This window comes from Entomomonas asaccharolytica (genome assembly GCF_016653615.1).
Taxonomy (GTDB): domain Bacteria; phylum Pseudomonadota; class Gammaproteobacteria; order Pseudomonadales; family Pseudomonadaceae; genus Entomomonas; species Entomomonas asaccharolytica.
In genome coordinates this window covers 2,030,510-2,056,563 of the sequence record NZ_CP067393.1, presented here as the reverse complement: position 1 = coordinate 2,056,563, position 26,054 = coordinate 2,030,510, and the positions used below count along the sequence as shown (strand labels likewise).

31 protein-coding genes are annotated in these 26,054 nt (G+C 37.3%); 17 read left to right on the top strand and 14 right to left on the bottom strand.

Annotated features, from left to right (window positions below; all coding sequences use genetic code 11):
- Window positions 1–6 precede the first annotated feature (6 nt).
- On the bottom strand, window positions 7–1,575 hold the full coding sequence (gene aceB / locus JHT90_RS09530; protein ID WP_201090546.1) for a malate synthase A: 1,569 nt from the start codon (window positions 1,573–1,575) through the stop codon (window positions 7–9).
- A 129-nt stretch (window positions 1,576–1,704) separates the two neighbouring features.
- On the opposite strand from aceB, the gene JHT90_RS09525 reads away from it, so the two are divergent.
- Entirely contained in the window at window positions 1,705–2,622 is a 918-nt protein-coding gene (locus JHT90_RS09525; RefSeq protein WP_201090545.1) for a LysR family transcriptional regulator, read from the top strand.
- A gap of 52 nt (window positions 2,623–2,674) precedes the next feature.
- Here JHT90_RS09525 and JHT90_RS09520 read toward each other — a convergent pair whose 3' ends face one another.
- Window positions 2,675–3,199 (bottom strand): hypothetical protein, encoded by a 525-nt coding sequence (locus tag JHT90_RS09520; RefSeq protein ID WP_201090544.1) that lies wholly within the window; start codon window positions 3,197–3,199, stop codon window positions 2,675–2,677.
- A gap of 387 nt (window positions 3,200–3,586) precedes the next feature.
- On the opposite strand from JHT90_RS09520, the gene JHT90_RS09515 reads away from it, so the two are divergent.
- The 7 genes from JHT90_RS09515 (at window position 3,587) to JHT90_RS09485 (ending at window position 7,294) form a co-directional block, all read left to right on the top strand.
- Window positions 3,587–4,894, top strand: a complete 1,308-nt coding sequence (locus tag JHT90_RS09515) for a hypothetical protein (RefSeq protein ID WP_201090543.1) — start codon at window positions 3,587–3,589, stop codon at window positions 4,892–4,894.
- 47 nt (window positions 4,895–4,941) lie between these two features.
- Window positions 4,942–5,280 carry a hypothetical protein gene (locus JHT90_RS09510; RefSeq protein WP_201090542.1) on the top strand — a complete coding sequence of 113 codons (339 nt, stop codon included), beginning with the start codon at window positions 4,942–4,944 and terminating at the stop codon, window positions 5,278–5,280.
- Window positions 5,277–5,651, top strand: a complete 375-nt coding sequence (locus JHT90_RS09505; RefSeq protein ID WP_201090541.1) for a hypothetical protein — start codon at window positions 5,277–5,279, stop codon at window positions 5,649–5,651. The genes JHT90_RS09510 and JHT90_RS09505 overlap by 4 nt, the downstream gene beginning before the upstream one ends.
- Window positions 5,648–6,022 (top strand): hypothetical protein, encoded by a 375-nt coding sequence (locus tag JHT90_RS09500; protein ID WP_201090540.1) that lies wholly within the window; start codon window positions 5,648–5,650, stop codon window positions 6,020–6,022. Before JHT90_RS09505 ends, JHT90_RS09500 begins: the two co-directional genes overlap by 4 nt.
- A gap of 79 nt (window positions 6,023–6,101) precedes the next feature.
- Window positions 6,102–6,506 carry a hypothetical protein gene (locus JHT90_RS09495; RefSeq protein ID WP_201090539.1) on the top strand — a complete coding sequence of 135 codons (405 nt, stop codon included), beginning with the start codon at window positions 6,102–6,104 and terminating at the stop codon, window positions 6,504–6,506.
- Window positions 6,503–6,886 carry a hypothetical protein gene (locus JHT90_RS09490; protein WP_201090538.1) on the top strand — a complete coding sequence of 128 codons (384 nt, stop codon included), beginning with the start codon at window positions 6,503–6,505 and terminating at the stop codon, window positions 6,884–6,886. The genes JHT90_RS09495 and JHT90_RS09490 overlap by 4 nt, the downstream gene beginning before the upstream one ends.
- Before the next feature lie 189 nt (window positions 6,887–7,075).
- On the top strand, window positions 7,076–7,294 hold the full coding sequence (locus tag JHT90_RS09485; RefSeq protein ID WP_201090537.1) for a hypothetical protein: 219 nt from the start codon (window positions 7,076–7,078) through the stop codon (window positions 7,292–7,294).
- Between the two features lie 73 nt (window positions 7,295–7,367).
- Here JHT90_RS09485 and nadC read toward each other — a convergent pair whose 3' ends face one another.
- The 9 genes from nadC to trxA all read right to left on the bottom strand — a co-directional run bounded on the left by nadC (window position 7,368) and on the right by trxA (window position 13,998).
- Window positions 7,368–8,231, bottom strand: a complete 864-nt coding sequence (nadC, locus tag JHT90_RS09480; RefSeq protein ID WP_201090536.1) for a carboxylating nicotinate-nucleotide diphosphorylase — start codon at window positions 8,229–8,231, stop codon at window positions 7,368–7,370.
- Window positions 8,231–9,346 (bottom strand): quinolinate synthase NadA, encoded by a 1,116-nt coding sequence (nadA, locus tag JHT90_RS09475; RefSeq protein ID WP_201095828.1) that lies wholly within the window; start codon window positions 9,344–9,346, stop codon window positions 8,231–8,233. Before nadA ends, nadC begins: the two co-directional genes overlap by 1 nt.
- 88 nt (window positions 9,347–9,434) lie before the next feature.
- Window positions 9,435–10,016: a DedA family protein gene (locus JHT90_RS09470; protein WP_201090535.1), complete on the bottom strand. Its 582-nt coding sequence runs from the start codon at window positions 10,014–10,016 to the stop codon at window positions 9,435–9,437.
- 39 nt (window positions 10,017–10,055) lie between these two features.
- Entirely contained in the window at window positions 10,056–10,457 is a 402-nt protein-coding gene (locus JHT90_RS09465; protein WP_201090534.1) for a DUF4186 domain-containing protein, read from the bottom strand.
- A gap of 2 nt (window positions 10,458–10,459) precedes the next feature.
- Entirely contained in the window at window positions 10,460–11,788 is a 1,329-nt protein-coding gene (locus JHT90_RS09460) for a lytic murein transglycosylase (RefSeq protein WP_201090533.1), read from the bottom strand.
- Window positions 11,789–11,987: 199 nt separating this feature from the next.
- Entirely contained in the window at window positions 11,988–12,143 is a 156-nt protein-coding gene (gene arfA, locus JHT90_RS09455) for an alternative ribosome rescue factor ArfA (protein WP_201090532.1), read from the bottom strand.
- A gap of 93 nt (window positions 12,144–12,236) precedes the next feature.
- Entirely contained in the window at window positions 12,237–13,139 is a 903-nt protein-coding gene (rimK, locus tag JHT90_RS09450) for a 30S ribosomal protein S6--L-glutamate ligase (protein ID WP_201090531.1), read from the bottom strand.
- A 16-nt stretch (window positions 13,140–13,155) separates the two neighbouring features.
- Window positions 13,156–13,614 carry a retropepsin-like aspartic endopeptidase RimB gene (gene rimB / locus JHT90_RS09445; RefSeq protein ID WP_201090530.1) on the bottom strand — a complete coding sequence of 153 codons (459 nt, stop codon included), beginning with the start codon at window positions 13,612–13,614 and terminating at the stop codon, window positions 13,156–13,158.
- 15 nt (window positions 13,615–13,629) lie between these two features.
- Entirely contained in the window at window positions 13,630–13,998 is a 369-nt protein-coding gene (gene trxA / locus JHT90_RS09440) for a thioredoxin (protein WP_201090529.1), read from the bottom strand.
- A gap of 205 nt (window positions 13,999–14,203) precedes the next feature.
- Between trxA and trxB the strand changes: the two genes are divergently transcribed.
- The 3 genes from trxB to JHT90_RS09425 are packed head-to-tail and all read left to right on the top strand — an operon-like array spanning window position 14,204 to window position 16,562.
- Window positions 14,204–15,151, top strand: coding sequence for a thioredoxin-disulfide reductase (gene trxB / locus JHT90_RS09435; RefSeq protein ID WP_201090528.1), 948 nt, complete (start codon window positions 14,204–14,206; stop codon window positions 15,149–15,151).
- A 5-nt stretch (window positions 15,152–15,156) separates the two neighbouring features.
- Complete coding sequence (aat, locus tag JHT90_RS09430) at window positions 15,157–15,855, top strand: leucyl/phenylalanyl-tRNA--protein transferase (RefSeq protein ID WP_201090527.1); 699 nt, start codon at window positions 15,157–15,159, stop codon at window positions 15,853–15,855.
- The gene (locus tag JHT90_RS09425; protein ID WP_201090526.1) at window positions 15,852–16,562 is read left to right on the top strand and encodes an arginyltransferase; all 711 of its coding nucleotides are present in this window, start codon (window positions 15,852–15,854) and stop codon (window positions 16,560–16,562) included. Before aat ends, JHT90_RS09425 begins: the two co-directional genes overlap by 4 nt.
- Before the next feature lie 32 nt (window positions 16,563–16,594).
- On the opposite strand, the gene JHT90_RS09420 is transcribed toward JHT90_RS09425, so the two are convergent.
- The 3 genes from JHT90_RS09420 to JHT90_RS09410 form a co-directional block, all read right to left on the bottom strand.
- Window positions 16,595–17,146, bottom strand: coding sequence for a cytochrome b (locus JHT90_RS09420; protein WP_201090525.1), 552 nt, complete (start codon window positions 17,144–17,146; stop codon window positions 16,595–16,597).
- Window positions 17,147–17,504: 358 nt separating this feature from the next.
- Window positions 17,505–19,406, bottom strand: coding sequence for an acyltransferase family protein (locus JHT90_RS09415; RefSeq protein ID WP_201090524.1), 1,902 nt, complete (start codon window positions 19,404–19,406; stop codon window positions 17,505–17,507).
- 121 nt (window positions 19,407–19,527) lie between these two features.
- The gene (locus tag JHT90_RS09410) at window positions 19,528–20,058 is read right to left on the bottom strand and encodes a SprT family zinc-dependent metalloprotease (protein ID WP_201090523.1); all 531 of its coding nucleotides are present in this window, start codon (window positions 20,056–20,058) and stop codon (window positions 19,528–19,530) included.
- A 168-nt stretch (window positions 20,059–20,226) separates the two neighbouring features.
- Here JHT90_RS09410 and ndk point away from each other — a divergent pair, with 168 nt between their 5' ends.
- Genes ndk through hisS form a run of 6 tightly spaced genes read left to right on the top strand, consistent with a single transcriptional unit; the run spans window position 20,227 to window position 26,053 of the window.
- Complete coding sequence (gene ndk, locus JHT90_RS09405; RefSeq protein WP_201090522.1) at window positions 20,227–20,658, top strand: nucleoside-diphosphate kinase; 432 nt, start codon at window positions 20,227–20,229, stop codon at window positions 20,656–20,658.
- 25 nt (window positions 20,659–20,683) lie between these two features.
- Complete coding sequence (rlmN, locus tag JHT90_RS09400) at window positions 20,684–21,826, top strand: 23S rRNA (adenine(2503)-C(2))-methyltransferase RlmN (protein ID WP_201090521.1); 1,143 nt, start codon at window positions 20,684–20,686, stop codon at window positions 21,824–21,826.
- Window positions 21,827–21,841: 15 nt separating this feature from the next.
- Window positions 21,842–22,630, top strand: coding sequence for a type IV pilus biogenesis/stability protein PilW (pilW, locus tag JHT90_RS09395; protein ID WP_201090520.1), 789 nt, complete (start codon window positions 21,842–21,844; stop codon window positions 22,628–22,630).
- A complete protein-coding gene (locus JHT90_RS09390) occupies window positions 22,627–23,610 on the top strand; it encodes a RodZ domain-containing protein (protein ID WP_201090519.1) in 984 nt (327 codons plus the stop codon). The genes pilW and JHT90_RS09390 overlap by 4 nt, the downstream gene beginning before the upstream one ends.
- Before the next feature lie 9 nt (window positions 23,611–23,619).
- Window positions 23,620–24,732 carry a flavodoxin-dependent (E)-4-hydroxy-3-methylbut-2-enyl-diphosphate synthase gene (gene ispG / locus JHT90_RS09385; RefSeq protein ID WP_201090518.1) on the top strand — a complete coding sequence of 371 codons (1,113 nt, stop codon included), beginning with the start codon at window positions 23,620–23,622 and terminating at the stop codon, window positions 24,730–24,732.
- Between the two features lie 40 nt (window positions 24,733–24,772).
- Window positions 24,773–26,053 (top strand): histidine--tRNA ligase, encoded by a 1,281-nt coding sequence (gene hisS / locus JHT90_RS09380; RefSeq protein WP_201090517.1) that lies wholly within the window; start codon window positions 24,773–24,775, stop codon window positions 26,051–26,053.
- Window position 26,054 lies beyond the last annotated feature (1 nt).

The following is a 26,054-nucleotide window of genomic DNA, read 5'->3' as shown; positions in this document are numbered from 1 at the left end:
TTTAAGTTAAATCAGCTCATAGGCTGGGGTTGTTAAAAATTCTTCAAACTTATCGTTTGCAACTAACTGACGAATAATTTTGGCCGCTTGATCAATACTGTTATGCTCACTAGCAGCAGTATTTTCTTTTAAATAAGCCACTTCTTTATCAATTAATTGTTGTACGCGATCTAACGTAATAGCTTCACCATCGGTACTGGTTAAACCATCCACACGAATCCACTGCCATAGCTGGGCGCGTGAAATCTCCGCGGTAGCCGCATCCTCCATTAGATTAAAGATAGGTACTGCACCACTTCCTTGTAACCATGCTTTAATGTAACGCATAGCAGCACTTACATTGATACTAATGCCTTCGGCAGTAATAGTACCCTGAGGGATAGACAGTAAGTCCTGTGCAGTAATATTCAGAGCAGCTTGCTGTTTAGTAATTTGATTTGCGCTTGGCATATACTCATCAAATACTTTCTTAGCAATCGGTACAAGAGCAGGGTGAGCCACCCATGTACCATCATGACCATCTTGTACTTCACGTAATTTATCATTACGTACCTTTTCTTCTGCTTGCGCATTACCTTCAGGATCATTTTTAATAGGAATTTGTGCCGCCATACCACCCATAGCATGCACACCACGTTTATGACAAATCTCAATTAATAATTTTGAGTAACTTCTTAAAAAGTGAGTAGTCATGGTTACTTGCGCACGCTCTGGTAATACCTTATCGGCATGGTTTCTAAAGCGTTTGATAAAGTTAAAGATATAATCCCAACGACCTGCATTTAAACCAACGATATAATCTTTTAATTCAAATAAAATCTCTTCCATTTGGAAAGCAGCAGGGATAGTTTCAATCAGCAACGTGCAACGTAAAGTACCATGAGGGATAGCCAAAAACTCCTCAGCAAAGGTAAATACTTTTGCCCATAAACGTGCTTCTAAATAATGTTCTGTTTTAGGGATATAGAAATACAACCCTTTATTACGTTGTAAAGCATTCTGTGCATTATTAGTTAAGAACACTGCTAAATCAAAGAAGCTACCGCTTACCCGTTGCTCGTTTAATAACGCATGTTTCTCTTCCATATGCAAACCGCGCACACGCACCATTAAAATGGCATGCTCTGGATTAACTTGATAATTTTTACCTTCTGGGCTTTGGTAGGTTAACTCATCATTAATGGCATCACGTAGATTAATTTGTCCATCTATGGTCGCTTGCCATGTAGGGCTATGGGCATCTTCCAAATCCGCCATAAATACTTTAGCACCAGAATTAAGCGCATTAATCATCATCTTACGATCAACAGGGCCAGTAATCTCTACCCGTCTATCTTGAATATCGGCAGGAATAGAAGCACCTTGCCAATTGCCTTCACGAACGTGTTTAGTTTCCTCTAAAAAATCTAAACTACCGCCTTGATCTAATACTGTTTGTCTTTGTTGGCGGTCAGCCATTAATGCTTTACGTCTATCACCAAAACGACTTTCTAATTGCTCTAATAATTCAAGTGCTTTGGGAGTAATTATTTGTTGTGCTTCATTGCTCATTGATTCAGTAATTTTAATAGCCATGCTAATCTCCATCCAGACTTTATTTTTTGTTGGGTGTATGCTAAGAGGGATGCACTATTGACAGCAAGCAAAAGATAATTTATAAAAAGTATTTAAACTATACTAAAAATTAATAATGGGTGGCGGCTAATGAAAGTAGATAAAACAACCTTCTATAAAGGACAATTTTTTAAAGCGATCAGAGCATTTTGCTCGGTGGTTGAAAATGGCAGCTTTTCCAGTGCCGCGCTAGACCTTGAAACCAGCCAGCCTGCACTGTCACTGCAAGTACAAACATTAGAGCAACACCTAAACACCATTCTATTTGAGCGCAAAGGGCCAAAAATTCAGATTACCCCTGATGGTAAACAACTTTATGAAATGGCCAAACCTATTGTAGCCAGTGTACAGAGCTTGCCAGAACAATTTCTCAACAGCCGTGAAGAACTAAGCCATGGCGATTTAAAAATAGTAGGGGGCGAGACAGCACTGCTTAACCTGTTGCCAGATATCTTAAAAACATTCTGCCAACAATACCCAGCTATTCGTATTATTACCCACTCTACTATTGTTAAAGATATCCCCAATTTACTGCTATCTGATGAAGCTGACTTCGCCATTGGTAGTTTATCGGCGGAAAATGACGAATTGCTGTTCTATCCTATTTTTGAATTTTCACCCATACTTATTATTCCAGTAGATCACCCCCTAAGCAAATTTACTGAAGGGGAAATTACTTTAAGAGAAATAGCCCAATATGGCCTAATTGTACCCCCAGAACACTCCTACACATGGTGGGCAGTAAGGTTTATCTTCCAACAACATCAACTAGAATGCCCAATTAGATTAACGGTTTCCAGTAGTGAAGCGGCTAAGCGTTATGTAAAAGCAGGACTAGGCATTGCCATTGTGACAGAAGCCTGCCAACTAGATGACCCTGAAATTACAGGGATTTCCATGGAACACTACTTCCCTAAGCGACATTACGGATTGATACAGCGTCGTGGCAAGTTTCTATCACCACAAGCATTAAAGTTTAAAAAGTTAGTATTAGAGGCAGCAAAATAGACAGCAACAACAACTAAACCTGTAACTCACTATGACAGGTTTAGGCGCCAACTTATGGCTTTATAGATAACGCCTGACAAAAATTAATTAACTGCTCACTTAGCAAGGCAATATCATGCATTACCACCAAAAAGATAGCAAAACTAATAATATTTACAATAATAATAGAGAACAACGCCACTTGACGTTTATAACCAATAACATAACTAATAATACCCAAGCAATAACCCAATACAGCAAATAAAACCCCTGTAATAGTTAAAAATACATGGTGCGAAGGGTAATGTAATACCTGAAAAAAAGTTACCGTATCAGCTGTTGTATAAACACAATACTTTTGTTGCAGCATAAAGTGTTGATGGTCAACCACACAAGTTACAATCAATGGAATAACTAATAATATTGAACAAGCTACTGATAAAGTTAAAAGAAGCTTATTAGAGGCAATAGGCGCATTAGCAACATTGCTAAAATCGCTTCTATTAACAAGCCTAGCCACTGCACAAGAAAATAGCCCCAATATAACAAAAACACCGATATAGGCACTTAATAAAATAAAGAAATCTGCATAGCTCATCAGCGTCTTCTTACTACTGAGTAAATAAAATCAATTGCTTATTCCAATTAGAACAGCTAAAAACCAAAGCCTTCACAAAAGGGTGATAATAAACTAGTTAGCCTATAGTATAATAGAAATGCTGTTAGAAAGCTCTACCGATTTACGAAACGCTTGTTTTTTATAAGAGGCTGATGTTTAATGACCACAGTCTATCCAAACCGATAGCCAATGGATTTGCTCAGCCGTAATTAATGTTAGCTTTACTTGCTTATATTTACCCTCAGTATTTAGCTGTTATTTGGGGTTAATAATTGGAAAAGGATAATCTCCAATGTTTTTAGCTAATGCAGTGACTCGCTATTTTGTTGTTACCCCAACTCCTTACCGCCAAACAGGTAAAGCAAAATGACTATATACACCATCTCTGCGCATATAAAAACCAATACCGCTGGTGAAAATCTTTACTATGATATGGAACTCTATAAAACTGATTGGTCAGGTAAGGAAACTTACGCCTTAAAACCCACAGGCAAACACCCATTACAAGCAGACTATAAAACCCAACTACACCCCTCACAAGATATTAGTGATCCAGCAGAAACTTGCTATATTCTTTCAATCATTCTTTATCGTAAAATAGGTGTTGAATATATCCAAATAAACCAAGACCCCATGACCGCCATAATGCCCTTAAAAGGCTTTCAAACAACCGATAAAGAGTGGGGCGCCTCAAGAGAATTTGAATACTTTGAAACAGCCCAAGATACCCAAAAAGCCGAACAAGGGCAGGTAAATATTTACAAATTAAATATATCCTCAAAACCTAGAATATTTGAAGCCAAAGAACATGGAATAGGCGACCCACTTGATCCATTTACTAAAGAAAAGGTTGAAGAAGAATTAAAAATTAGAATGACTAGGCCAGCTATTTCATATAATCAGATGTTGAATTTACCATTATTAGATGCTCAAAGAAGAGTTCTTTCTTATCCTTTTCAAGATAGATCGAGTTTATGTGGTCCTGCTTCTTTCTTTTATTGTTTATTAGAAGATAGACCAGATATTTATCAGCAAGTAATTAAAGAATTATGGGAAACAGGTAAAACCAAAATAGGAACATTAAAAATAGAGCCTGGGACTGATTGTAAAAATCCTACAAGTTTTTTTAGAACATTTAATGCAAAGTCAGGTCAAGTAATAATAACAAAATTACCTGCTATTGATTGGATGACATTAGCAAGCTTAAGAGATGGTGAAAATAGTATTTTTGACTATCAATCACCAGATAATGAATTCTCTGGAATTACAATGGATGGTGCTATAAAAAAATGGTTTCAGAAAATAGGAGTTCAATGTATATATTCAACACGATTTAATTTAGTTTTAGATTACTTATTTGGTAGTAATTTAAGCTTAAGAGAAGTTTGTTTGCTAAATAGTTATATTAATTCTTCCAATCATATTATTACCTTAATTGGTGATGGTTTAATTCAATCAGAAGGCGTAAAAAGGAAAGTGCACTGGATTGTATGGCAAGATAAACTAAGGTTAAAAAAAGATAATACAGAAGTAACTACTAGTACACCATTAACGGAAATAGTAACACTAAAATTATTTTCTTGGGGAGTATCAATGGGGTTAGTAAAAGATTTTACTTTAAAAGAGGTTTTAGAATATTTATATGGAGGGCTGGTATTTTCTAAAATACCTTAAAAAATATGAACATACAGAAACTTTCTTTAAGTGTAATTTTATTATATATGATAATCTGTTTATTAGGTTGTACTCCTCGAGTAACATTTTTCCCTGATAATTTACCTGTTGCTATAGTTGGTGAACCTTATAATACAGAAATTAAAATACAAGGGGGGGGGGCAGGGATTAGTTCTAGTTCTTTCTATATAGATATTTCACCTACCAATGGCTTGAAAGCTGAGGTAATACATATCCCAGAACCATATAGTAGTATTAGGATATATGGTGAACCTGAGAACTCTGTTGATACAACGATACAAATATTTGGAGATACATTAGGCACATCCTTTCCTGGAAAGGAATTTAATAAAACCTATGTGATAAAAGTAAAAGAAACAGAATGAAAAAATTAAGCAGAATATTTGCTGTATGTTTTTTACTAGTAGGTTGTACTCCAGATTTGGTTATTAAACCTGATAAATTGAAAGATGCAGTGTTAGGGCAATCCTATTATGATGAAGTAATAATAACTGGAGGGCCTCGTCCTATATTAGATGGGTCTTTTGACTATACGATAAAACCAGATAATTCAGGAATAGATTTATATCTTATAGATGTTGATGCTCCGTTTAATCATATTATAGTTAAAGGAATACCTAATACATCACAAGATATAACAATTCATTTACTAGGAGAGGCATCGATTAGAGATCCCTTATATTCCGCTAAGAAACTTGATAAAACTTATGTTATAAAAGTAAAAGAAGCAGAATGAAAAAATTAACTTCAATTTTTGTAATAAGTTTTTTACTAATAGGTTGTACTCCAAGACTCGTGATTACACCTGATAAATTGATGGATGCATTATTAGGACAACCATATCACGATGAGATAATAATTTCAGTTGGATCTGGGCCTGTATCACCTGCTTCTTTTGACTATTCAATAAAACCCAATAATTCAGGGCTAGAATTATATTCTTATAGTGTAGATGATCAGTTTAATCATTTTGTAGTAAAGGGAATACCTAATACTTTAGATGATATTGTAATTCATATGACAGGAGAAACAGAACTTAGATCACCATTTTATTCACCTAAAGAGTTTAATAAAACCTATGTTATTAAAGTAAAAGAGAAAGAATAGATTTTTAGAGTAAAGGTAAGTTGAAGGGAGTTTAGTATATTTATAGGGAGGCTTGGTATTTAAAAAATACCTTAATTTTATGAAAAAACAACTTAATATATTAATTATAAGTATTATTTTCTTAATAACGGGATGTACTTTTACTGAAAAAATCCCTGTTGCTCCAGATACATTACCTCATGCTATAACAGGAAAACCATACTATTCTCAAATTTTTATTGAGATTCAAGGAAATGGAGGTGATTTAGGGCTAATTGATTTCACATTAACACCTGTAGATTCTGGATTAAAATGGGGTTACTGTAATCCTGAAGGTACAACACTTGAAGCATATAAATGTTTAATTATTGAAGGTATCCCTAATAAAGTAAGTGATGTTACATTCTATGTGTCAGGCAGTTTAATGCCATCCCATAGATTATTTTATAGAGTAGAATATATTATTGATAAAACCTATGTTATTAAAGTAAAAGAAAGAGAATGAAAAAATTAAGCAGAATATTTGCTGTATGTTTTTTACTAGTAGGCTGTATCTCAAAGGTTACTATTACTCCTGATAAATTACCAGAAGCTAAACTTGAACAACCGTATTATGCAAAAATTGAAATTAAAGGTGGCTCAGGGCCTGTATCAGCAGGAGGTCTAAGTTATTCAATAACTCCTATTGATTCAGGAATAGAGTTGGATGTATGTGACCCTGAAGATAAAACTTTTTTTACATATAATTGTTTTATTGTCAAAGGAATTCCCAAAATATTACATAATATTACTCTCACAATCAAAGGTGATATGGTAGGAACCATGTATATGGGTAGCAGTGAGTTTGATAAAACCTATGTGATAAAAGTAAAAGATGCAGATTAAATAAAATAAAAATTTATTATTATTAACTGTCAATAATAATATGATTACTAGAATAGTTGGCCAGTTGTTATTATAAGAAACCAATATAAATATTGTTTAAAAAATAGTAAACAGGTAAATTAGGTAAGTAAAGGTAGCTGAGTAGTAATCTTTAAAGGATAAAAAAGACTACATCTAATGGAGGTTAATATGCCAACAGAAGCTAAGAATAAATTTAATCAGCGATTTCAGTTTACCGATGACGACCTACAGCCCTATGCAAATTATGATTATATTGCTTATTTTGAGGATGGGACGAGTAAACTTGGTACAACAGATCAAGAGGGTTATACAGAGAGTTTTTATACAGCAACTGAGCAAGAAATTAGTATCCATTTAGTTATGGATAAGGAAAAAGAAATATCGTGATCTCGATATAAACAGCAGTAAATAGTGTATTTTGATACAGCCTGTTAGATAGGTTAAACAGGCTGTTGCACTATCATACTAACTTCATAGAATAATCAGTAGCTCTTACATTTTTAGTAAGCGCACCAATAGAAATACGGTCTACACCTGTTGCGGCAATCGCTTGTAGCATTGAGAAATCAACTCCGCCAGAAACTTCTAGCACCGCTTTACCTTTAGCAATAGAAACCGCTTTTTGCATAGCTTGATGGGTAAAGTTATCTAATAAAATAGAGGTAGCGCCATTATCAAGGGCAACTTGTAATTGCTCTAGGGTTTCAACTTCAATTTGAATATCTACATTACTATTAAGCGCAAAGGCAGCCTGTAATGCTTCAGCAACACCACCTGCACCTGCAATATGATTTTCTTTAATTAAAATACCATCATATAACGCTAAGCGTTGATTACAACCACCGCCCACGATAACCGCATATTTCTGTGCTAAACGTAAGCCTGGTAAGGTTTTACGGGTATCATAAATACCTATTTTTGTACCTTCTACTGCTCTAACATGATAACGAGTAGCAGTGGCTACACCTGAAAGTAGTTGTAAAAAGTTTAACGCTGTACGTTCTGCGGTCATTAACGAACGGGCAGGGCCTTGTAATTCGATTACGGTGCTATCAGGGGTCATCAATTGCCCTTCTTGATAGTTGGCAATCATTTGAATACGTGGATCAACTTTGCGTAATACCTGATAAAACCAAGGCAAGCCACAGAGTACTGCTTCCTCACGGACAATAATACAGGCTTGACGAATATCTTCTGGTACTAATAATCCAGTCCAATCGCAAAAGCCTACATCTTCCGCAAGGGCATCATTGACATTACGTTCAATAGCTACTTCTAAATCATGTTGGTAGGGAACACAAATCGGTGATTGATAGTGACTCATTATACAGCCCCTACATTGCTAAATAGGGCTTGGTCTTTAACTAGGTCACCACTTGCCTTGATATTAATCTGTCTATTGCTAGAAAAATCTAACATACGATTAATACCTACTTGAGCTTGTTCCGCAATAGTTTGTTCAACATAAATTTCATTAATTCCTTGCTCTAGGGTATCGGCAAGATTTTGTAGAGTATTCATGGCCATCCACGGACACATAGCACAGCTTTTACAGGTGGCGCTATTACCTGCCGTAGGGGCAGTAAAAAATTCTTTGTTAGGGGCGGCAAGTTTCATTTTATAAAGTACACCGCGATCAGTAGCCACAATAAAACGTTTATCAGGCAGTTGTTGTGCGGCTTTAATTAGTTGCGTGGTAGAACCCACAACATCGGCCTGTGCTACTACTGCTTGTGGTGACTCAGGGTGAACTAATATTTTAGCATCAGGGTATTGCTGGCGCATTTGCTCTAATTCAATCCCTTTAAACTCATCATGAACAATACAGTTGCCTTGCCATAACAGCATATCTGCCCCTGTTTGTTGTTGAATATAGTTGCCTAAATGTTGGTCAGGTGCCCATAGAATTTTTTCGCCTTGCTCATGCAATGCTTTAACAATATCTAAAGCTATCGCAGAAGTTACCACCCAATCAGCCCGTGCTTTTACTTTGGCACTGGTATTGGCATAGACGACAACAGTACGATCAGGATGTTGATCGCAGAATTTTATAAAATCTTCAGCAGGGCAGCCAAGGTCTAAGGAGCAAGTAGCATTAAGATCTGGCATCAAAATACGTTTATTAGGGCTAAGTATTTTAGCGGTTTCACCCATAAACCGAACGCCTGCAACAATCAATGTTTTGGCAGGGTTGTCGCGGCCAAAACGAGCCATTTCTAATGAATCAGCCACACAGCCGCCAGTTTCATCGGCAAGGGCTTGTAGCTCAGGGTCTACATAATAGTGCGCCACTAATGCTGCATTTTCACGTTTAAGCAAATGCTTAATGCGTTCTATTAGTGCTTGTTTGGTTGACTCAGAAAGTTGCTCAGGTACATTGGCTAATGCTTCACGGATGCTAAGCGTTTGGCCTGCAATAGGAAACGTATAGCTAATCATTTTTTCTGACATGGTACTTTATAAACCCTAATTGTATGAAGACCAACTGTGCCATTTACCATGATAAAGTAAATTACACCTATTAATTTTACTCACCATTAGTTTTTTTAGTATGACGATGACGTCTACCAATAACAGTTCGTATCAAGAAGAAAATACAAAATACAACTATTGCAATTACTATGACAGGGAAGAGGTTATTGCCTATTTTTTGTAATTGCTCTTCAAAAATTTTACCCGCACTATAACCAATAGTGACAAAGATAGATGACCATAGTGCAGAGCCTACTGCATTACATATAATAAATCGTACACTATTAACGCCTGCTATGCCAATAGAGATAGGTCCGATAGTCCTTAATCCATAGAGGAAACGTAAGCCAATAATAGCAAGTAAATCATGTTTGCGAATCATCATTTCTACTTTTTCAATTTTATCTTTATGCTTAGGTAACTTCTCGATAATTGCAGGGCCGTAATAATGGCCGATTAAAAATAATACAGAATCACAAAGCCAAGCACCTACAAAGGCCATAAAATAGACCATTGGTAAACTTAATGTGGTATTAGCTGCTATGCCCCCTAATACAGCTACAGTCTCGCCCTCTATGATAGCGCCTAACACGATAGCAATATAACCATATTGAGCAATAAAAGAAGTTAAATCCACACTAAAAGCCTAGTAAAGATAATTGATGAAAGCGACACATTATAGCAAGGATAAATTCCGACTAGTATTTTTTATTGATTTTACTTTACCCAAGTCCAGCCAGTACATGATAACCGTAACAATATATTGCTGCTGTGTAGCCGTTAATGGCTGATTTTTAGTAATGCCATGCCATTTTTGTAAACAACTGCGACAACACGTAGCTGTAGCATGCTGTGCTACAAACACAGGGTGGCCTTTCCAAGGGGTTTGTTTGCCATCATTAACTGGCTGCGCAGGTGCTAAACGTTGCGCTATAAAATCAGCAGCGTGTTGACTGATAAGTTGTTTACCTTTTTGTTGCAGGTAAAAGTAATCTTTAGAATTGAGTGCAATACTACGTCGAAATTTTGATTGATTTAGCCGCTGCATAAGGGCGGCTAAATCATCGCTAGTAGGCATAACTATTGAATACCCTTAAGTTTATTTAATAACTCATGGCTCGGATAACCATCGGCAGGCAAACCTATACGTTGCTGATAACTACGCAATGCTTGACGGGTATTGGCACCAATAATACCATCCGCATAACCTGCATTATAACCATTTTGATTGAGTAAACTTTGTAATTCTTTGCGCTCAGTTCTGGAAAGTGGTTTATCATCCACAGGCCAACTACTTACTACTTTACCTGCTTTACCTTTTAAATTATCCATTAACAAACTGACCGCTAACGCATAAGAGGTAGAATTATTATATTTCATAATAGCAAAGAAATTACGATAAACAATAAACGCAGGGCCTCGTGCGCCCGCAGGTAAAATAATAGCTGCTTGTAAGCCGTGTTCTGTGCTAGGTATAGCCTGACCATTAACCAATGTTACCCCCATGGCAGACCAATCAGCAACCGATTTTCTTGTGCTAATATCCGTCAGGTAATAGTTAAAGTTTTGCGGTAGCTTAACTTCATGCCCCCAAGTCTCTTTATACTGCCAACCTGATGTTTTTAAATAATTAGCAGTAGAGGCGAGAGCATCAGGTACAGAAGTCCAAATATTACGATGGCCATCTTTATCAAAATCAACTGCTAAGGCTAAATAAGTGGTAGGAATAAACTGGGTTTGCCCCATAGCACCCGCCCAAGAACCCAGCATATCTTTACTGCTTACATCACCATTTTGTAAAATTTGCAAAGCTGCGATTAACTGCTCCCTAGCAAAACTAATACGTCTACCCTCATAAGCCAACGTAGCCAAAGAGCGAATCACATTTTTATTACCCGTGAAACTACCGTAGCCACTTTCCATACCCCAAATAGATACCATCACCTCTTGGTCAACACTATAGTGTTGTTCAATAGCATCTACCGTTTGTTTGTGTTCTTGGATTTTCTTTTGACCATTAGTAATACGTGTGGCAGACACAGCAGTGCTTAAATACTCCCAAACAGGGCGAGTAAATTCAGGTTGACTATAATCTGCTTTAACCACATCAGGATCAGGTGTTACCCCTTTAAATGCTTGGTCAAAAACTTGCTCATTTAACCCTTTGGCTAAGGCAAAATCTTTAAAATCAGCCTTCCATGCATTAAAACTTTGAGTAGGCGCTAAAAATCTAACTTCTGGTTCTTCAACTGTACTTTGTTTAACAACAGGTTGTGGTGTTACTTTCGCTTCAACCGCTTCTTGTTGGGTGGCTGTAATAGCTGTTTGCTCGGTGTAAGCATCTGTAGCTGATTGTGAGCAAGCAGTTAACAACAACGTTAAGCCAGCACAAGTAACACGATAAAACATAGCAACCTCATTAAAACGGGTATCAATAGAGAAAGATACTATTTTACCGATTTAATCAACAATAGTCTTTAGCTTAATGGATGATGGTTTTTATTTGTTTGCTGTGTCAATTGATTAAAGATAACTAACAGAAAATAAACAACAGAGAGAAATATTTAAACGGTTTGAAGAAGGAGAAGGGAATAAAAATAATAGTTTACTAAGCAGCAAAAGCCTCATCATAACGGTTGTTACGTGAGGCTTTACGGTTATAGCTACCTTTGCCTTTAGCTGGTTTCTCAGAAAAACTACGAAATTGTGGTTGCATCACCAAACGCTTGGCCTTACTAGGCTCTCTACGCATTTTCTTGCTCATATAAATCCCTCTAGAAGTGTATTAATTTAAGGTATATATAGTGGCAGATTTTACCAATAAAGCAATGCCCTTAATCTAGTGATTAAGCAATGGTTAAGTTATTTTTTTATGCTTTTTATGATTAGTATAATTATTTTCTAAATACTCAATTATTAAACTAGCAATATCTTTTTTGGTGATGTTTTCGATGCCTTCTAGGCCGGGGGAGGAGTTTACTTCCATGACTAATGGGCCACGGTTGGAGCGTAGGATATCAACACCTGCGATATGTAAGCCTAGCACTTTGGCTGCTTTTACTGCTACTGCACGTTCTTTAGCAGTGATTTTTATCGGCTCGGCTGTACCACCACAGTGTAGGTTGGAGCGAAAGTCACCTGCTTGTGCTTGTCGCTTCATGGCAGCAACCACTTTGCCACCGATTACTAAGCAGCGAATATCAGCACCTGCTGCTTCTTTAATATACTCTTGTACCATCATATGATGTTTGAGTTTCATAAAGGATTGCAGTACCGATTCTGCGGCTTGTTTGGTTTCACAGAGTACAACCCCTAGCCCTTGAGTACCTTCGAGTAGTTTAATAACAAGTGGCGCACCACCTACCATTTGGATAAGGTTGGCAATATCATCGGGGGAGTGAGCAAATCCTGTAACAGGTAGGTCAATCCCTTGTGTTGAAAGCAGTTGCAAACAGCGTAATTTATCCCGTGAGCGAGCTACCGCCCCTGAGTTATTCAGGGTAAAAATTCCCATCATTTCAAATTGCTGTAATAAGGCACAGCCATAAAAGGTGATGGATGCACCAATTCTTGGAATAACAGCATCAATATCACTGACAGACTCACCTTGTGAGTAAATCTGTGGTTGTTGACTGGTGATATTCATATACGCACGTAATGGGTTTATAACTATCATTTGATGGCCGCGATCAGTACCCGCTTCAAGTAATCTTTTGGTGGAGTAAAGTTCAGCGTTACGTGACAGAATAGCTATTTTCATAGAGTAGGTAACTCAACTATTTAGGTAATAGGCTAAACAGCGGCTTAGGTTGTACATAAGAAAGTGCTGGATTAACCAGTAGTTGACCATCAATAAGCGCATTAGAGCCTAACAATACACGGTATTGCATGGATTTACGGCAAGCTAATGTGAATTCCACAGGCCAACTGCGATTTCCTAGTGCTAATAGTGTACGGATTACATAGCGGCTTTGGCTTTGTCCATTAGAGCTTTTAATGGTTTTGGTACTAACCAGTTTAGCTTCACAGCGATGACCCCGCTGTACTAGCGTACCAATATGGGCTGTAAAGCGTACCCATTTTTGATTGTTACGGGTAATCACTTTAATATCGGTGGCATGCAGACTAGAAGTGGTTGCGCCCGTATCAATTTTTGCACGTAATCCAATTACCCCTAGTTCAGGCAGGCTAATCCATTCATTTAGGCCAACGACAAAAGGGGCTTGGTGGGTCATTAGGGTTCTCAAAAATTAAGCGTTTTGTTGTTCAGCAGCGATTTCTGCTTTGATCTTTTCCATATCAAGACCACGTACTTGTTCGATTAAGTTTTCTAAATCAGCGGCTGTTAAAGCGCCTGCTTCAAAATAAACAACTACTTGCTCACGGAATACCGCGATGGTTGGAATAGAGCGAACACCAAAACTGCCTGCTAGTTCTTCTTGCTCTTCGGTGTTGATTTTACCAAACACAATATCAGTATGTTTTTCAGCAGCGGCTTCAAAAGTCGGCGCAAAATTACGACAAGGACCACACCATGCTGCCCAGAAGTCTAAAATAACAATATCGTTATTTTCAATGGTCTTTTCAAAGTTTTCAGTGGTTATTTCAATAGTAGCCATAAAATCTATCTCATTAGTTAAAGTTAAAATAAAATTTATTATGATTATTGTACTGTGTTTACGTAGCATTAATACAATAGTAATTATGTCCTAAGTCCATTAATTAAATTTATTAATACTATAAATTATCACTGCTGCCTATCTGTTTATGGAATGTTGTACAATAGTGCCAATTTTGAATAATGTATGCGGAAGCGAGATAGTTATGACTGATGTAAAACACTCTAAAGTAATTGTGTTAGGTGCAGGCCCAGCAGGTTATACAGCGGCTGTTTATGCAGCACGCGCTAATTTGAGCCCGTTATTAATTACTGGCATGCAACCAGGTGGCCAGTTAACCACCACTACTGAGGTTGATAATTGGCCTGGTGATGTGGAAGGGGTGCAAGGTCCAGCGTTAATGGAACGTATGCAAAAACATGCTGAGCGTTTTGCCACAGAAATTGTTTACGATCATATTAATCAAGCTGATCTATCAAAAAAACCATTTACCCTAGTAGGTGATAGTGGCACTTATACTTGTGATGCATTAATTATAGCTACAGGTGCGTCGGCTCAATACTTAGGTTTACCTTCTGAAGAACGTTTTATGGGCAAAGGTGTTTCGGCTTGTGCAACCTGTGATGGCTTCTTTTATAAAAAGCAAGTGGTAGCAGTTGTAGGTGGTGGTAATACAGCGGTTGAGGAAGCTTTGTATTTATCTAATATTGCTAAGGAAGTACATCTTATTCACCGTCGTGACAAATTACGTTGTGAAAAGATTATGCAAGATAAGCTACTAGAAAAAGCAGAATCAGGTAATGTGGTTATTCATTGGAACACGACCCTTGATGAAGTATTAGGCAATACAATGGGGGTCAATGGCGTTCGCTTAAAAGATGTGAATACAGGGGCAACCACAGATCTTGAATTGATGGGCGTATTTATTGCCATTGGTCATAAACCGAATACGGATATTTTCCAAGGTCAATTAGCGTTAGATAATGGCTATATTAAATTGCAGGGTGGCAAACACGGTGTTACTGCTACCAGTGTAGAGGGTGTGTTTGCGGCAGGTGATGTGGCGGATCAAGTGTATCGTCAAGCAATTACTTCAGCAGCAGCGGGCTGTATGGCTGCATTAGATGTTGAACGCTATTTAGATGGAATATAGCCACTGTGACTTTAACTCTATTGGCAGATGAAAGCTTAGAGTTTCCACCTTTAGAAAATGCGCTAACAGAACCTGATGGTCTGTTAGCGGTTGGCGGTGATTTGTCGCCAGAGCGTTTAGAAGCAGCCTATCGGCATGGCTGTTTTCCTTGGTTTAATCAGGATGATCCCATTTTATGGTGGTCTCCAGACCCAAGAATGGTGCTTTTTCCTGAAAAGTTACATGTTTCTCGAAGCATGCTAAAGCTATTGAAGAAATCACCGTTTGAAATTACTTTTGATAAAGCTTTTGTTGAGGTTATTAAAGCCTGTAGTGAGCCACGTGCTTATACCGATCAAACATGGATAACAGAAGCCATGCAAAAAGCCTATATCACCATGCATAATAAAGGCTTAGCACATTCTGTGGAAGTGTGGGCAGAGGGCCAATTAGTGGGTGGTTTATACGGCTTGTCATTAGGACGTCTATTCTTTGGCGAGTCTATGTTTAGCCGTATAAGTAATGCGTCTAAAATAGGGTTTATTCATTTGGTTTATAAACTAAGAGATGCTAGAGTTGTATTAATTGACTGTCAAATGCACACCAGTCATTTGCAAAGTCTAGGGGCTGAGTTAATTGCACGACATGAATTTGCTGATTACTTACAAAGCTATCAAAACCAACCTATTACTATTGACTGGCATAGTAGTGGGATTGTTATATGAAAAACGATCTGGCCAATATTAATCTTTATTTAACAGACCCCCATCCTTGTAGTTATTTAACGGATCAACAAGCCTCTACCGTTTTTGTTGACCCCAATGTGACGCTTACCAAAAAACAATACACAGAACTGTCTAGTTTAGGTTTTCGACGTAGTGGCAGTTATGTTTATCAACCGCACTGCGCAACTTGTCATGCGTGTATTGCGGTGCGGGTTGTAATTAATCAGTTTAAACCCAATCGTCAGCAAAAACGTATCATACGTTACAATCAAGATTTACAGATTAAGCAAGTTAGGCCTCAATTAACAAAAGAGTATTTTTGGCTATATGAGCGTTATATCGGTATGCGCCACAAGGATGGGGATATGTATCCTGCTACCCGTGAGCAATACCAAAGTTTTTTAGTGGATGCGCCTGATTATTGCTCATTTTATGAGTTTAGAAAAGAGGGACAGTTATTAGCAGTAGCTGTGGTTGACCTATTGCAAGATAGCTTATCGGCTGTCTATACCTTCTTTGAACCGTTAGAGCATCGCCGTAGCTTAGGGCAATATGCTATTTTATGGCAGATAGAAGAATGTAAACGTTTAGGGTTATCTTATTTATCACTAGGATATTGGATTAAAAACTGTCGCAAAATGAGTTATAAACTACAATATAGATCCAGTGAGTTATTTATTAATCAGCGCTGGGTGCGTATGGATTAACAAATAGTAAAAAAGGGCTTTATAGCCCTTTTTTATTTTTTGCCATGATTTGGCGCCATGCTAATCAATACATTATCTTTATCAATAAAGTGATGTTTTAAAGCCACTAAGATATGACCTGCTACTAACAAACCACAAAACCAAGCTAAATAAGTATGTATATCTCGCATTAATCCAGTATATTCAGGCTTTGGTGCTGTTAAAGGAGGTAGGGTGAATAAACCTGCAAATAAAACGGGTTTATCCGCAAAAGAACTTAACAACCAACCGCTAATAGGCATACATAGCAGAGCAACTGTATAGAGTACAAAATGCCCTAACTTAGCCATTTGTTGCATATGGCTACTCATTGTATCTGGCAAAGGGGGTGGGGTGTGGGTAAGACGCCAAATAATACGAATAACAATAAGTGCCAGTAAGGTACTAGCAACAGCTTTATGTAAAACAGTTAAGCCATGCTGTGGGTTAAAAGTATCACGGCCATAAACGGCCATCATGCCAATAATCCAAACAAATATCCAAATAAAGGCCATTAACCAGTGCAGGATTTTAGCGGTTGCTGTATAGGAGTGTGATTGTTTCATTTGTTCTCTTCAAAAAAGCGGTTAGTATTATTTTTATATAAACTTAATAAAGTTGATAATAAAAAGCATAATCATTAATTTTACCTAAATTAGCCATAGACAAGCAACAATGGCATACAGTGTTCTAAATTTAGTGATAATTGCAGCAGTTATTACAATTATTGTTTTAAAACATTGAGTTGGTTTTATTAAGACAATAGCTAGCTTAGGTAGTTTTTATGCTGGCGGATGGTGTTAATTAATAAGCGTGTTGGTGCTTGTAATAAGATAGACAAAAATCATTGCAATATAGAATCTCTACAGTAATTTACAAGCAGTATTAATGGTTTGCTTAGGCTTTATTCATAGCTAATAGCCATTAAGGGGAAGCAAAAATATCTTTGAAAAGCGGTGTTAATAATTTACTTCCTTTAAAATTAAGATGATTATCATCACTGTAAAGCGGTATACCACCTTCGGAGGCTATACAGTCTTTGCCATCAGTACATAGATAGGGTATTGGGTCAAGCAACTGAGCACCACATTTTTGCTGTGCATCCATCATGATTGAGAGGATAAACTCATGGCGTTTATAGTAGTCTTCAAGGGGTAATATTATATCGGTTGGCGTTTTTAGAAAATGTTTTTGCATTTGCAAGCTTTTAACAACATTGTATTGCATTTCTGGGATTGGCTTAACAATATAAACAGGACGCTTTTGTTTAATTTTACAAACAGTATCTACAAAGGTTGTACGATAGGTCTGCAAGTATTTTTGACGATTATCATTATTAATATTAGGTAAGAGTACAAAGTGACCTCCTATATCTGCTGGATCTGGATATAAGCTAGCACGATTAGCAATAATCACGGGTAAATCCGCATAGCCTGTTTCTAAACGATCAAAAATTCGACGAGTAAACTTTTGGCAAATCGCCGTTTCAGTGGCACTTTTAAATCTAAAATTAGTGTCCAATATAGGACAGCCACCGCGCGCCCATATAATGGTTTTTTGAGGGTTGGCTAAATATACTGTGCTAGTGAGTACACCTGCATGGCTATCACCAATTAATATAGCCGTTGCTTGTCCCATACCATACTCACAATCAGATATCTCTTTATCAATCACCGTACATTGTTTGACTAGTGTAGGTATTGTTTGCTCTTGCTTCACTGTTAGTTCGTCATAACGATATTTTTTGACTAATGAAGCAATGGCTGGTGATACAACACCACCCAGCAAAATCACCACAGCGAAGTATTTTATTACAGCAGCACGACGACTGTTTTTTCTGCGTAAAAAGAATTGTTCAACAATAAAGTAAGACAGGCTAGCCATCACAAAAGAAGCTACTATGCCCATAATCACATAAAAAGGCGTATTAATAATACCGCAATAATAGAGGAATACAGCAATAGGCCAGTGCCATAGATACAGTGAGTAAGAAATCTTGCCTATAAATTGCGCCACACTATTATTGGTAATAAATAATTGTTTATTACCATACAGCACCATGATTGTTCCTAGTACGGGTATTAACGTTAAATAACTAGGCCAAGCAGTTCCTTCAGTAATATAGAAGAAACCAAAAATAATTAATAATAAACCGACAATAGCTAAGCTAAGACGGGTTTTACTGGTTAAGGAGAGGGGTAGTAGAAAAACTAAACCACCTACTAACATTTCCCAAGCACGTGTAGGCAATAGAAAGAAGGTCGAGGTTGGATCTTGATAAATAAATATATTGGCAGCAACAAAAGATACTAGGGTAGCAATGATGAGAATTATCTTAGTGATGGGCTCTTTAAGGTATTTACAAAGTAAAGCCACGATAAGTGGATAGATAATATAAAATTGCCATTCTACTGATAATGACCAAGTGTGTAGAAGCCAATTTTCTTGGGGTGGCGTGCTAAAATAATTGGAATCGTTGCCATAAGATATATTGGACTTAAACAATAAACTATTTTTTACATCTCTTAGAAGGCCTCTGTAGTCATCTGGATACAAATAGAAATGACCTAATATCATTAAGATGATACATAAGATAGCTAAAGCAGGAATAATCCGCTTAGCACGAGCAATATAAAAATCAATAATTGAAAAGTTATCTTTTCGAATACGGTCAAAAATAATCCCTGTCATTAAATAACCAGAGATTACAAAAAACACATCAACTCCAGAAAAGCCACCACTAAAACCACTGATATGAAAGTGAAACAATAATACTGCAAGTACTGCAAATGCACGTAGTCCGTTTATGTCTTTTCTAAATGTCATAATTATAATTTTTTCAGTTAACCGATCAAATCAGGCGCTATACAGTAATGGATTTTGTTAGTATAACCAAAAAAATGTTAGTTTTTGTAATGTTTTGTTAAGAAATGAATCAATTGACTTGTTACTGATAATTAATCTTATGGGTATAGGTTAAAGTTTGTTTGCAACCTTTGCAGATATATCGTGTGCCTTGCTGAATAGCGTTATGTCGCCTGATAGTTAAAGGATGTTGTTGGTTACAAGGGCATTGATAAATAAAGTAGCGTTTTGGCTTTCTAGCCACCGTATAGTGATGACAACGCTCAGCAGGTAACTGATAAACCTGCTGCATAATCAGTTGCCATTCTTTACCATGGGGTTTAATGGTTAAACCAAAGATTTGATAGGCGATCAGATGAGCAACTTCATGGGGAACGGTGTACTTTAAAAAATGTTGCTGATTAGCAAGCAATAGTTGTTTATTAAAGCGTAATAGGTTTTTTTGGGGTGTTGCAGTGCCTGCGTTATACCCTCTAAGGTTTAACTGTACTTGAGGCCTTGCAAAGGAACATTTAAAGAAAGATTCTGCTGTTTGATAGCAGCGTTCAATAACTGTTTGTAATTGGATCAGTAATTGGTCAGCATTGAGTAAATTTACAGGGAGTTGGTGCATTGTTATAACAAGGGTATAATAAATCAGCAAATTTCGATAGATCCATTATAACAAGTTAATCACAGGATTTGTCATTTTGTTACATTAGTGGTGTTTTAGTTATAGGATTGTGTTAATAATTTGAGTATAATTAATCACTTTAAGTCTCATTTATTTTTAGGAGTTTTTATGGCTGTTGAACGTACCCTTTCTATCATTAAACCTGATGCCGTTGCAAAGAATGCTATTGGTGAAATTATCAGCCGTTTTGAAAAAGCAGGTTTAAGTGTAGTTGCTGCAAAAATGGTACAGTTGTCTGAGCGTGAAGCAGGTGGTTTTTATGCTGAGCATAAAGAACGTCCATTTTTTAAAGATTTAGTGTCTTTTATGACTTCTGGTCCTGTGGTTGTACAAGTATTACAGGGTGAAAATGCAATTGCTAAAAATCGTGAACTAATGGGCGCGACAGATCCTAAAAAAGCAGACAAAGGCACTATCCGTGCTGATTTTGCTGTGTCTATTGATGAAAATGCAGTTCATGGTTCTGATTCACCTGAATCGGCTGCCCGTGAAATTAGCTATTTCTTTGCTGCTACTGAAGTATGCGCGCGTATTCGCTAATTTTGTTAATAGTAGGTAGTAAGCTATGAGTAATGCGACTGATAAGTTAAATTTACTGGGACTGACTCAGTCGCAGCTAGAAGACTTTTTCGAATCTATTGGCGAGAAACGTTTTCGGGCAGGCCAGCTAATGAAGTGGATACACCATTTTGGTGTAGATGATTTTGATAATATCACCAATTTTGGCAAAGTCTTAAAAGAAAAGTTAAAACAACGTGCAGAAATACGTGGCCCAGAAATTATTAGCCAAAATATTTCCAATGATGGTACACGTAAATGGGTTATTAAGGTTGATTCAGGGAATTTGATTGAAACGGTCTATATACCCCAAAATAACCGTGGCACACTCTGTGTTTCTTCACAAGCAGGTTGCGGTTTAGATTGTAGTTTCTGCTCAACGGGTAAACAAGGTTTTCATAGCAATTTAACAGCAGCAGAAGTGATTGGGCAGGTTTGGATTGCCAATAAATCCTTTGGAACCATCCCTGGTAAAATTGATCGTGCTATTACTAACGTTGTGTTAATGGGTATGGGTGAACCGCTACTTAATTTTGATAATGTTGTGGCTGCCATGCAAATTATGATGGATGACTTAGGTTACGGTATTTCAAAGCGAAAAGTAACCATTTCCACTTCAGGCGTAGTACCCATGATTGCGGAATTAGCTAAATATGTGGATGTCTCTTTAGCGATTTCACTACATGCACCCAACAATGAATTGCGTAACCAGTTAGTACCTATTAATAAAAAATATCCCTTAGAAAAATTACTAGAAGCCAGCCTTAATTACATTTCACAGCTAGGTGAGAAAAGAGTATTAACCATAGAATATACTTTATTAAAAGGGATTAATGATCAAGCAGAGCATGCTGAACAGTTGATCGCTTTATTAAAGAATGTACCCTGCAAAATTAATTTAATTCCGTTTAATCCATTTCCTCATTCAGGTTATGAACGTCCAAGTAATAACGCTGTTAGAAGATTCCAAGATATGCTTTATAACGCAGGGTTTAATGTCACTGTCCGTACCACCAGAGGTGAGGATATTGATGCAGCCTGTGGTCAATTAGTAGGGCAGATTAAAGATCGAACGCGTCGTAGTGAGCGTTATATTGCATTACGTGAATTGGCGAATGACGATTCATTAGTTACAGCAACCGTTAAGTAGTAAGGAATAAAGGCAATGCAGATAGTTAACAGATTATTAAAAATATTATTACTTACGATGAGTTGTTTAATTATTACGGCTTGTGTGACAGAAGTTGATGGCAGAAAAGGACCGTTACAAACAGAAAAAGGACGTAAAGAAGCTATACAGGCTTATATTGATTTAGCGGTTGGCTATGTAAGAGAAGGCCAAACAGAACAGGCCAAGCAACCTTTATTAGATGCCTTAAAGTTAGACCCATCGAGTGCGGATGCAAATGCAACGATGGCCTATATATTTCAGATTGAAAAAGACCCAAAGCTTGCAGAAGAGTATTTTAAGAAAGCCTTATCGGCAGCCCCTGACAATGCAAGAATTTTAAATAATTATGGTGTGTTTTTGTTCCAACAAAATCGTTTGCCAGAAGCTAAACAAGTTTTCTTAAAAGCATCACAGGATAATTTCTACTCAGGTCGTTCAATGATATTTGAGAATTTAGGCTTTATCTCTGTACAGCAAAAAGACTTAAAAGCCGCTGATGAGTATTTTCAGCGCGCGTTACTGTTAAATAGGGATCGTGTTGGATCTATTTTAGCATTAGCCAATGTACATTATTTACAGGGCGATTATGCCACTGCATCACGTTATTATAACTCTTTTGTTGCTGCAGTTGAAGGCAGACAAAGCCCACAAAGTTTATTATTAGGTATTCGTTTATCTAATGCACTTAACGATAGAGTTAAAGCAGCAAGTTACGCATCCCAGCTTGAACAGTTATATCCAAGTTCTGCTGAATATAGAGAATATAAGGCAGGTCGTAAATGAATACTGAGATAACAGATAATCTTAATAATCAGTCCCAACATCCTGGTGCCATCTTAAAAAATGAGCGTGAAAAGAAAGGGCTGACCACAAAACAAATTGCATTAGCGTTAAATTTACCTGATCGGTTTATTCAATATGTAGAAACAGCCGACTATGGTAAATTACCAGGGCTTACCTTCGCCCGTGGTTATATTCGTAACTATGCTAAATACCTTGAATTAGAGAATTCTGAAGATTTGGTCAAATTATTTGATAACCAAACAGAAGGTGATGTAACTGAAAATAAAACACTTGATTTTAAACAAATTAAGCAATTGAAACAGATTTCTAATAGTATCTATTGGTTAATTAGTTTTGTGGTATGTATTATTCTTGCTGGCATTGTATTCCTTATTTGGCAGAACTATGTGGCCTCCAAAGAAAGTTCAGAAAGTATGGCACCCGTAATTATTGAATCAACCCATAGTGCTGCAAATAACAATAACTCCTCTGTTGCAACTATTCCATTGACGACTAACAGTGATTTAACCAATACAGACAGCAACGATCATAATCAGCAAGTACAAGGTATTCCTTTAACTGAAATAAGAAATACCACTACAGCGGATGAAAATACAGTTATTGTAGAGCCGCAAACATCAACTGCTGTGGATTTGGCTGCAAATAATGCAGCGCAACAAAATACTGATGCTTCACTACAGAATGTACAAGTAACACAACCTATTTCTACTGTTAAAGCAGGGGAAGGGCGTGTACAGGCAAGTTTTAATTCAAATTGTTGGGTTACGTTAACAGACGCTACAGGTAAAGTACTTATTAATAAACTATACACGGCTAATACTAGTTTAGATATTACGGGTAAAGCACCACTGGAGTTAGTGCTAGGTGCGCCGAATGCTACAACACTCACTTATAACGGACAACAAGTGGCTATTGAAACGAAACCTGGCTCGACCCACCGTGTTAAACTAGGTCAATAAGCAGCTCTCATGAATACCACTTCACCCATAAAACGTCGTCTTTCCAGAAAAATTTATGTCGGTAATGTAGCAGTAGGTGGTGATGCACCTATCAGTGTACAAAGCATGACCAACACCGAAACCTGTGATGTTGCAGCTACCGTTGCGCAAATTCAACAGCTTGAAAAAGCAGGGGCAGATATCGTACGTGTTTCTGTACCGAGTATGGAAGCAGCAGAAGCTTTTGGAGAAATTAAAAAACAAGTAAACGTACCTTTAGTAGCGGATATTCATTTTGACTATACCATTGCATTAAGGGTGGCAGAGCTTGGTGTAGATTGTTTACGTATTAATCCTGGCAATATCGGTAGAGAAGATCGGGTTAAAGCAGTGGTTGATGCTGCTAAAGATAAAAATATTCCTATTCGTATTGGAGTTAATGCGGGTTCTTTAGAAAAAGACTTACAAAAAAAATACGGTGAACCTACCCCGGAAGCATTGGTAGAGTCAGCATTACGCCATATTGATTATTTAGATAAGTTAGATTTTCAAAATTTTAAAGTCAGTGTTAAAGCCTCAGATGTGTTTATGGCGGTGAGTGCTTATCGTTTACTAGCCAAGCAAATCGAGCAGCCATTACATTTGGGGATTACTGAAGCAGGCGGCCTTCGTTCTGGTACGGTTAAGTCGGCAGTAGGGCTGGGTATTTTATTGGCAGAAGGTATTGGTGATACGCTACGTATTTCATTAGCGGCTGATCCTGTGGAAGAAGTAAAAGTAGGCTTTGATCTATTAAAATCGCTTAAGCTGCGTTCTCGTGGTATTAACTTTATTGCATGTCCAAGTTGTTCAAGACAAAATTTTGATGTGGTGAAAACCATGAATGAACTTGAAACCCGACTAGATGACTTGTTAGTGCCTATGGATGTAGCGGTTATTGGTTGTGTGGTAAATGGGCCAGGCGAAGCCAAAGAAGCTGATTTAGGTTTGGCCGGGGGGACGCCTAATAATTTGGTTTATGTGGATGGTAAGCCTGCACAAAAACTATCCAACGACCACTTTATTGATGAGCTAGAACGCTTAATTAGAGAAAAAGCTAAACAAAAACTTGCAGAGCAAGCAGCTATTATTGCACGTAGTTAAAAATAAGTTTATAGGCGAGTAGCCTTAAGGAAATTATAGAGTGACAGAGGCATTACAAGCTATCACTGGAATGAATGATATCTTGCCAGAGCAAACACCGCTATGGCAGTATTTTGAAGATACAGTGGCGGACTTACTCAATAGCTATGGTTATAAACAAATCCGTACCCCTATTATGGAGTATACAGGGTTATTTAAACGCTCTATTGGTGAAGTAACCGATATTGTTGAAAAAGAAATGTACACCCTTGATAAAGAGGATGGCAAATCTTATACATTACGCCCTGAAAATACAGCAGCAGTTGTACGCTCGATGATTGAACACGGTCTAGCCCACGCAGGTCGTGTCCAAAAACTTTGGTATTGTGGCCCTATGTTCCGTCGTGAACGTCCTCAAAAAGGCCGTTATCGTCAGTTTCATCAAATTGGTGCAGAGGTATTTAACTTAGCAGGGCCTGACATTGACGCAGAACTGATTGCGCTAACATGGCGGTTATGGAAAGTGTTAGGGATTGAACAGGTTATTACCCTTGAGTTAAACAGCTTAGGCAGCTTAGAGGCGCGTAATACCTATAAGCAAGCTTTAGTAGACTATTTAACAGATCACAAAGAACAGTTGGATGAAGACAGTAAACGTCGTTTAACCACTAATCCTTTAAGAATATTAGACAGTAAAATAGAAAAAACCAAAGCTATTTTAGTTAATGCGCCTAAATTTACTGATTATATAGATGCAGATTCTGCGGCTCATTTTAAAGGGCTAACAGATCGACTAGACGCATTAGCTATTCCTTATGTTATTAATGCTAATTTAGTGCGTGGTTTAGACTATTACAACAAAACAGTATTTGAATGGACAACCACTGAATTAGGCGCACAAGGTACCGTTTGTGGTGGTGGCCGTTACGATGGTCTATTTGAGCAAATTGGTGGCAGAGCAGCCTATGGGGTTGGTTTTGCTATGGGTGTGGAACGACTTATACTTTTATTAGAAAAATTAGGTAAAATACCCCCTACATTAAACCAATTGGATATTTACTTAGTGGCTGTTGGTGAGGGTACTGATATAGCAGCACTGCAATTAGCGGAACAATTACGAGATCAATTACCACAATTGAAGTTGCAGGTTAATGCAGGTGGTGGTAATTTTAAAAACCAGCTTAAAAAAGCGGACAATAGTGGCGCTCGTTATGCAATTATTTTAGGTGGCGATGAGTTAACCCAACAAACCGTATTATGTAAATCATTACGTGATGATTCAGCACAGCAAACCATTAGTTGGTCTGAGCTAGCAAATCATCTAAACAATATATTGAACTAAG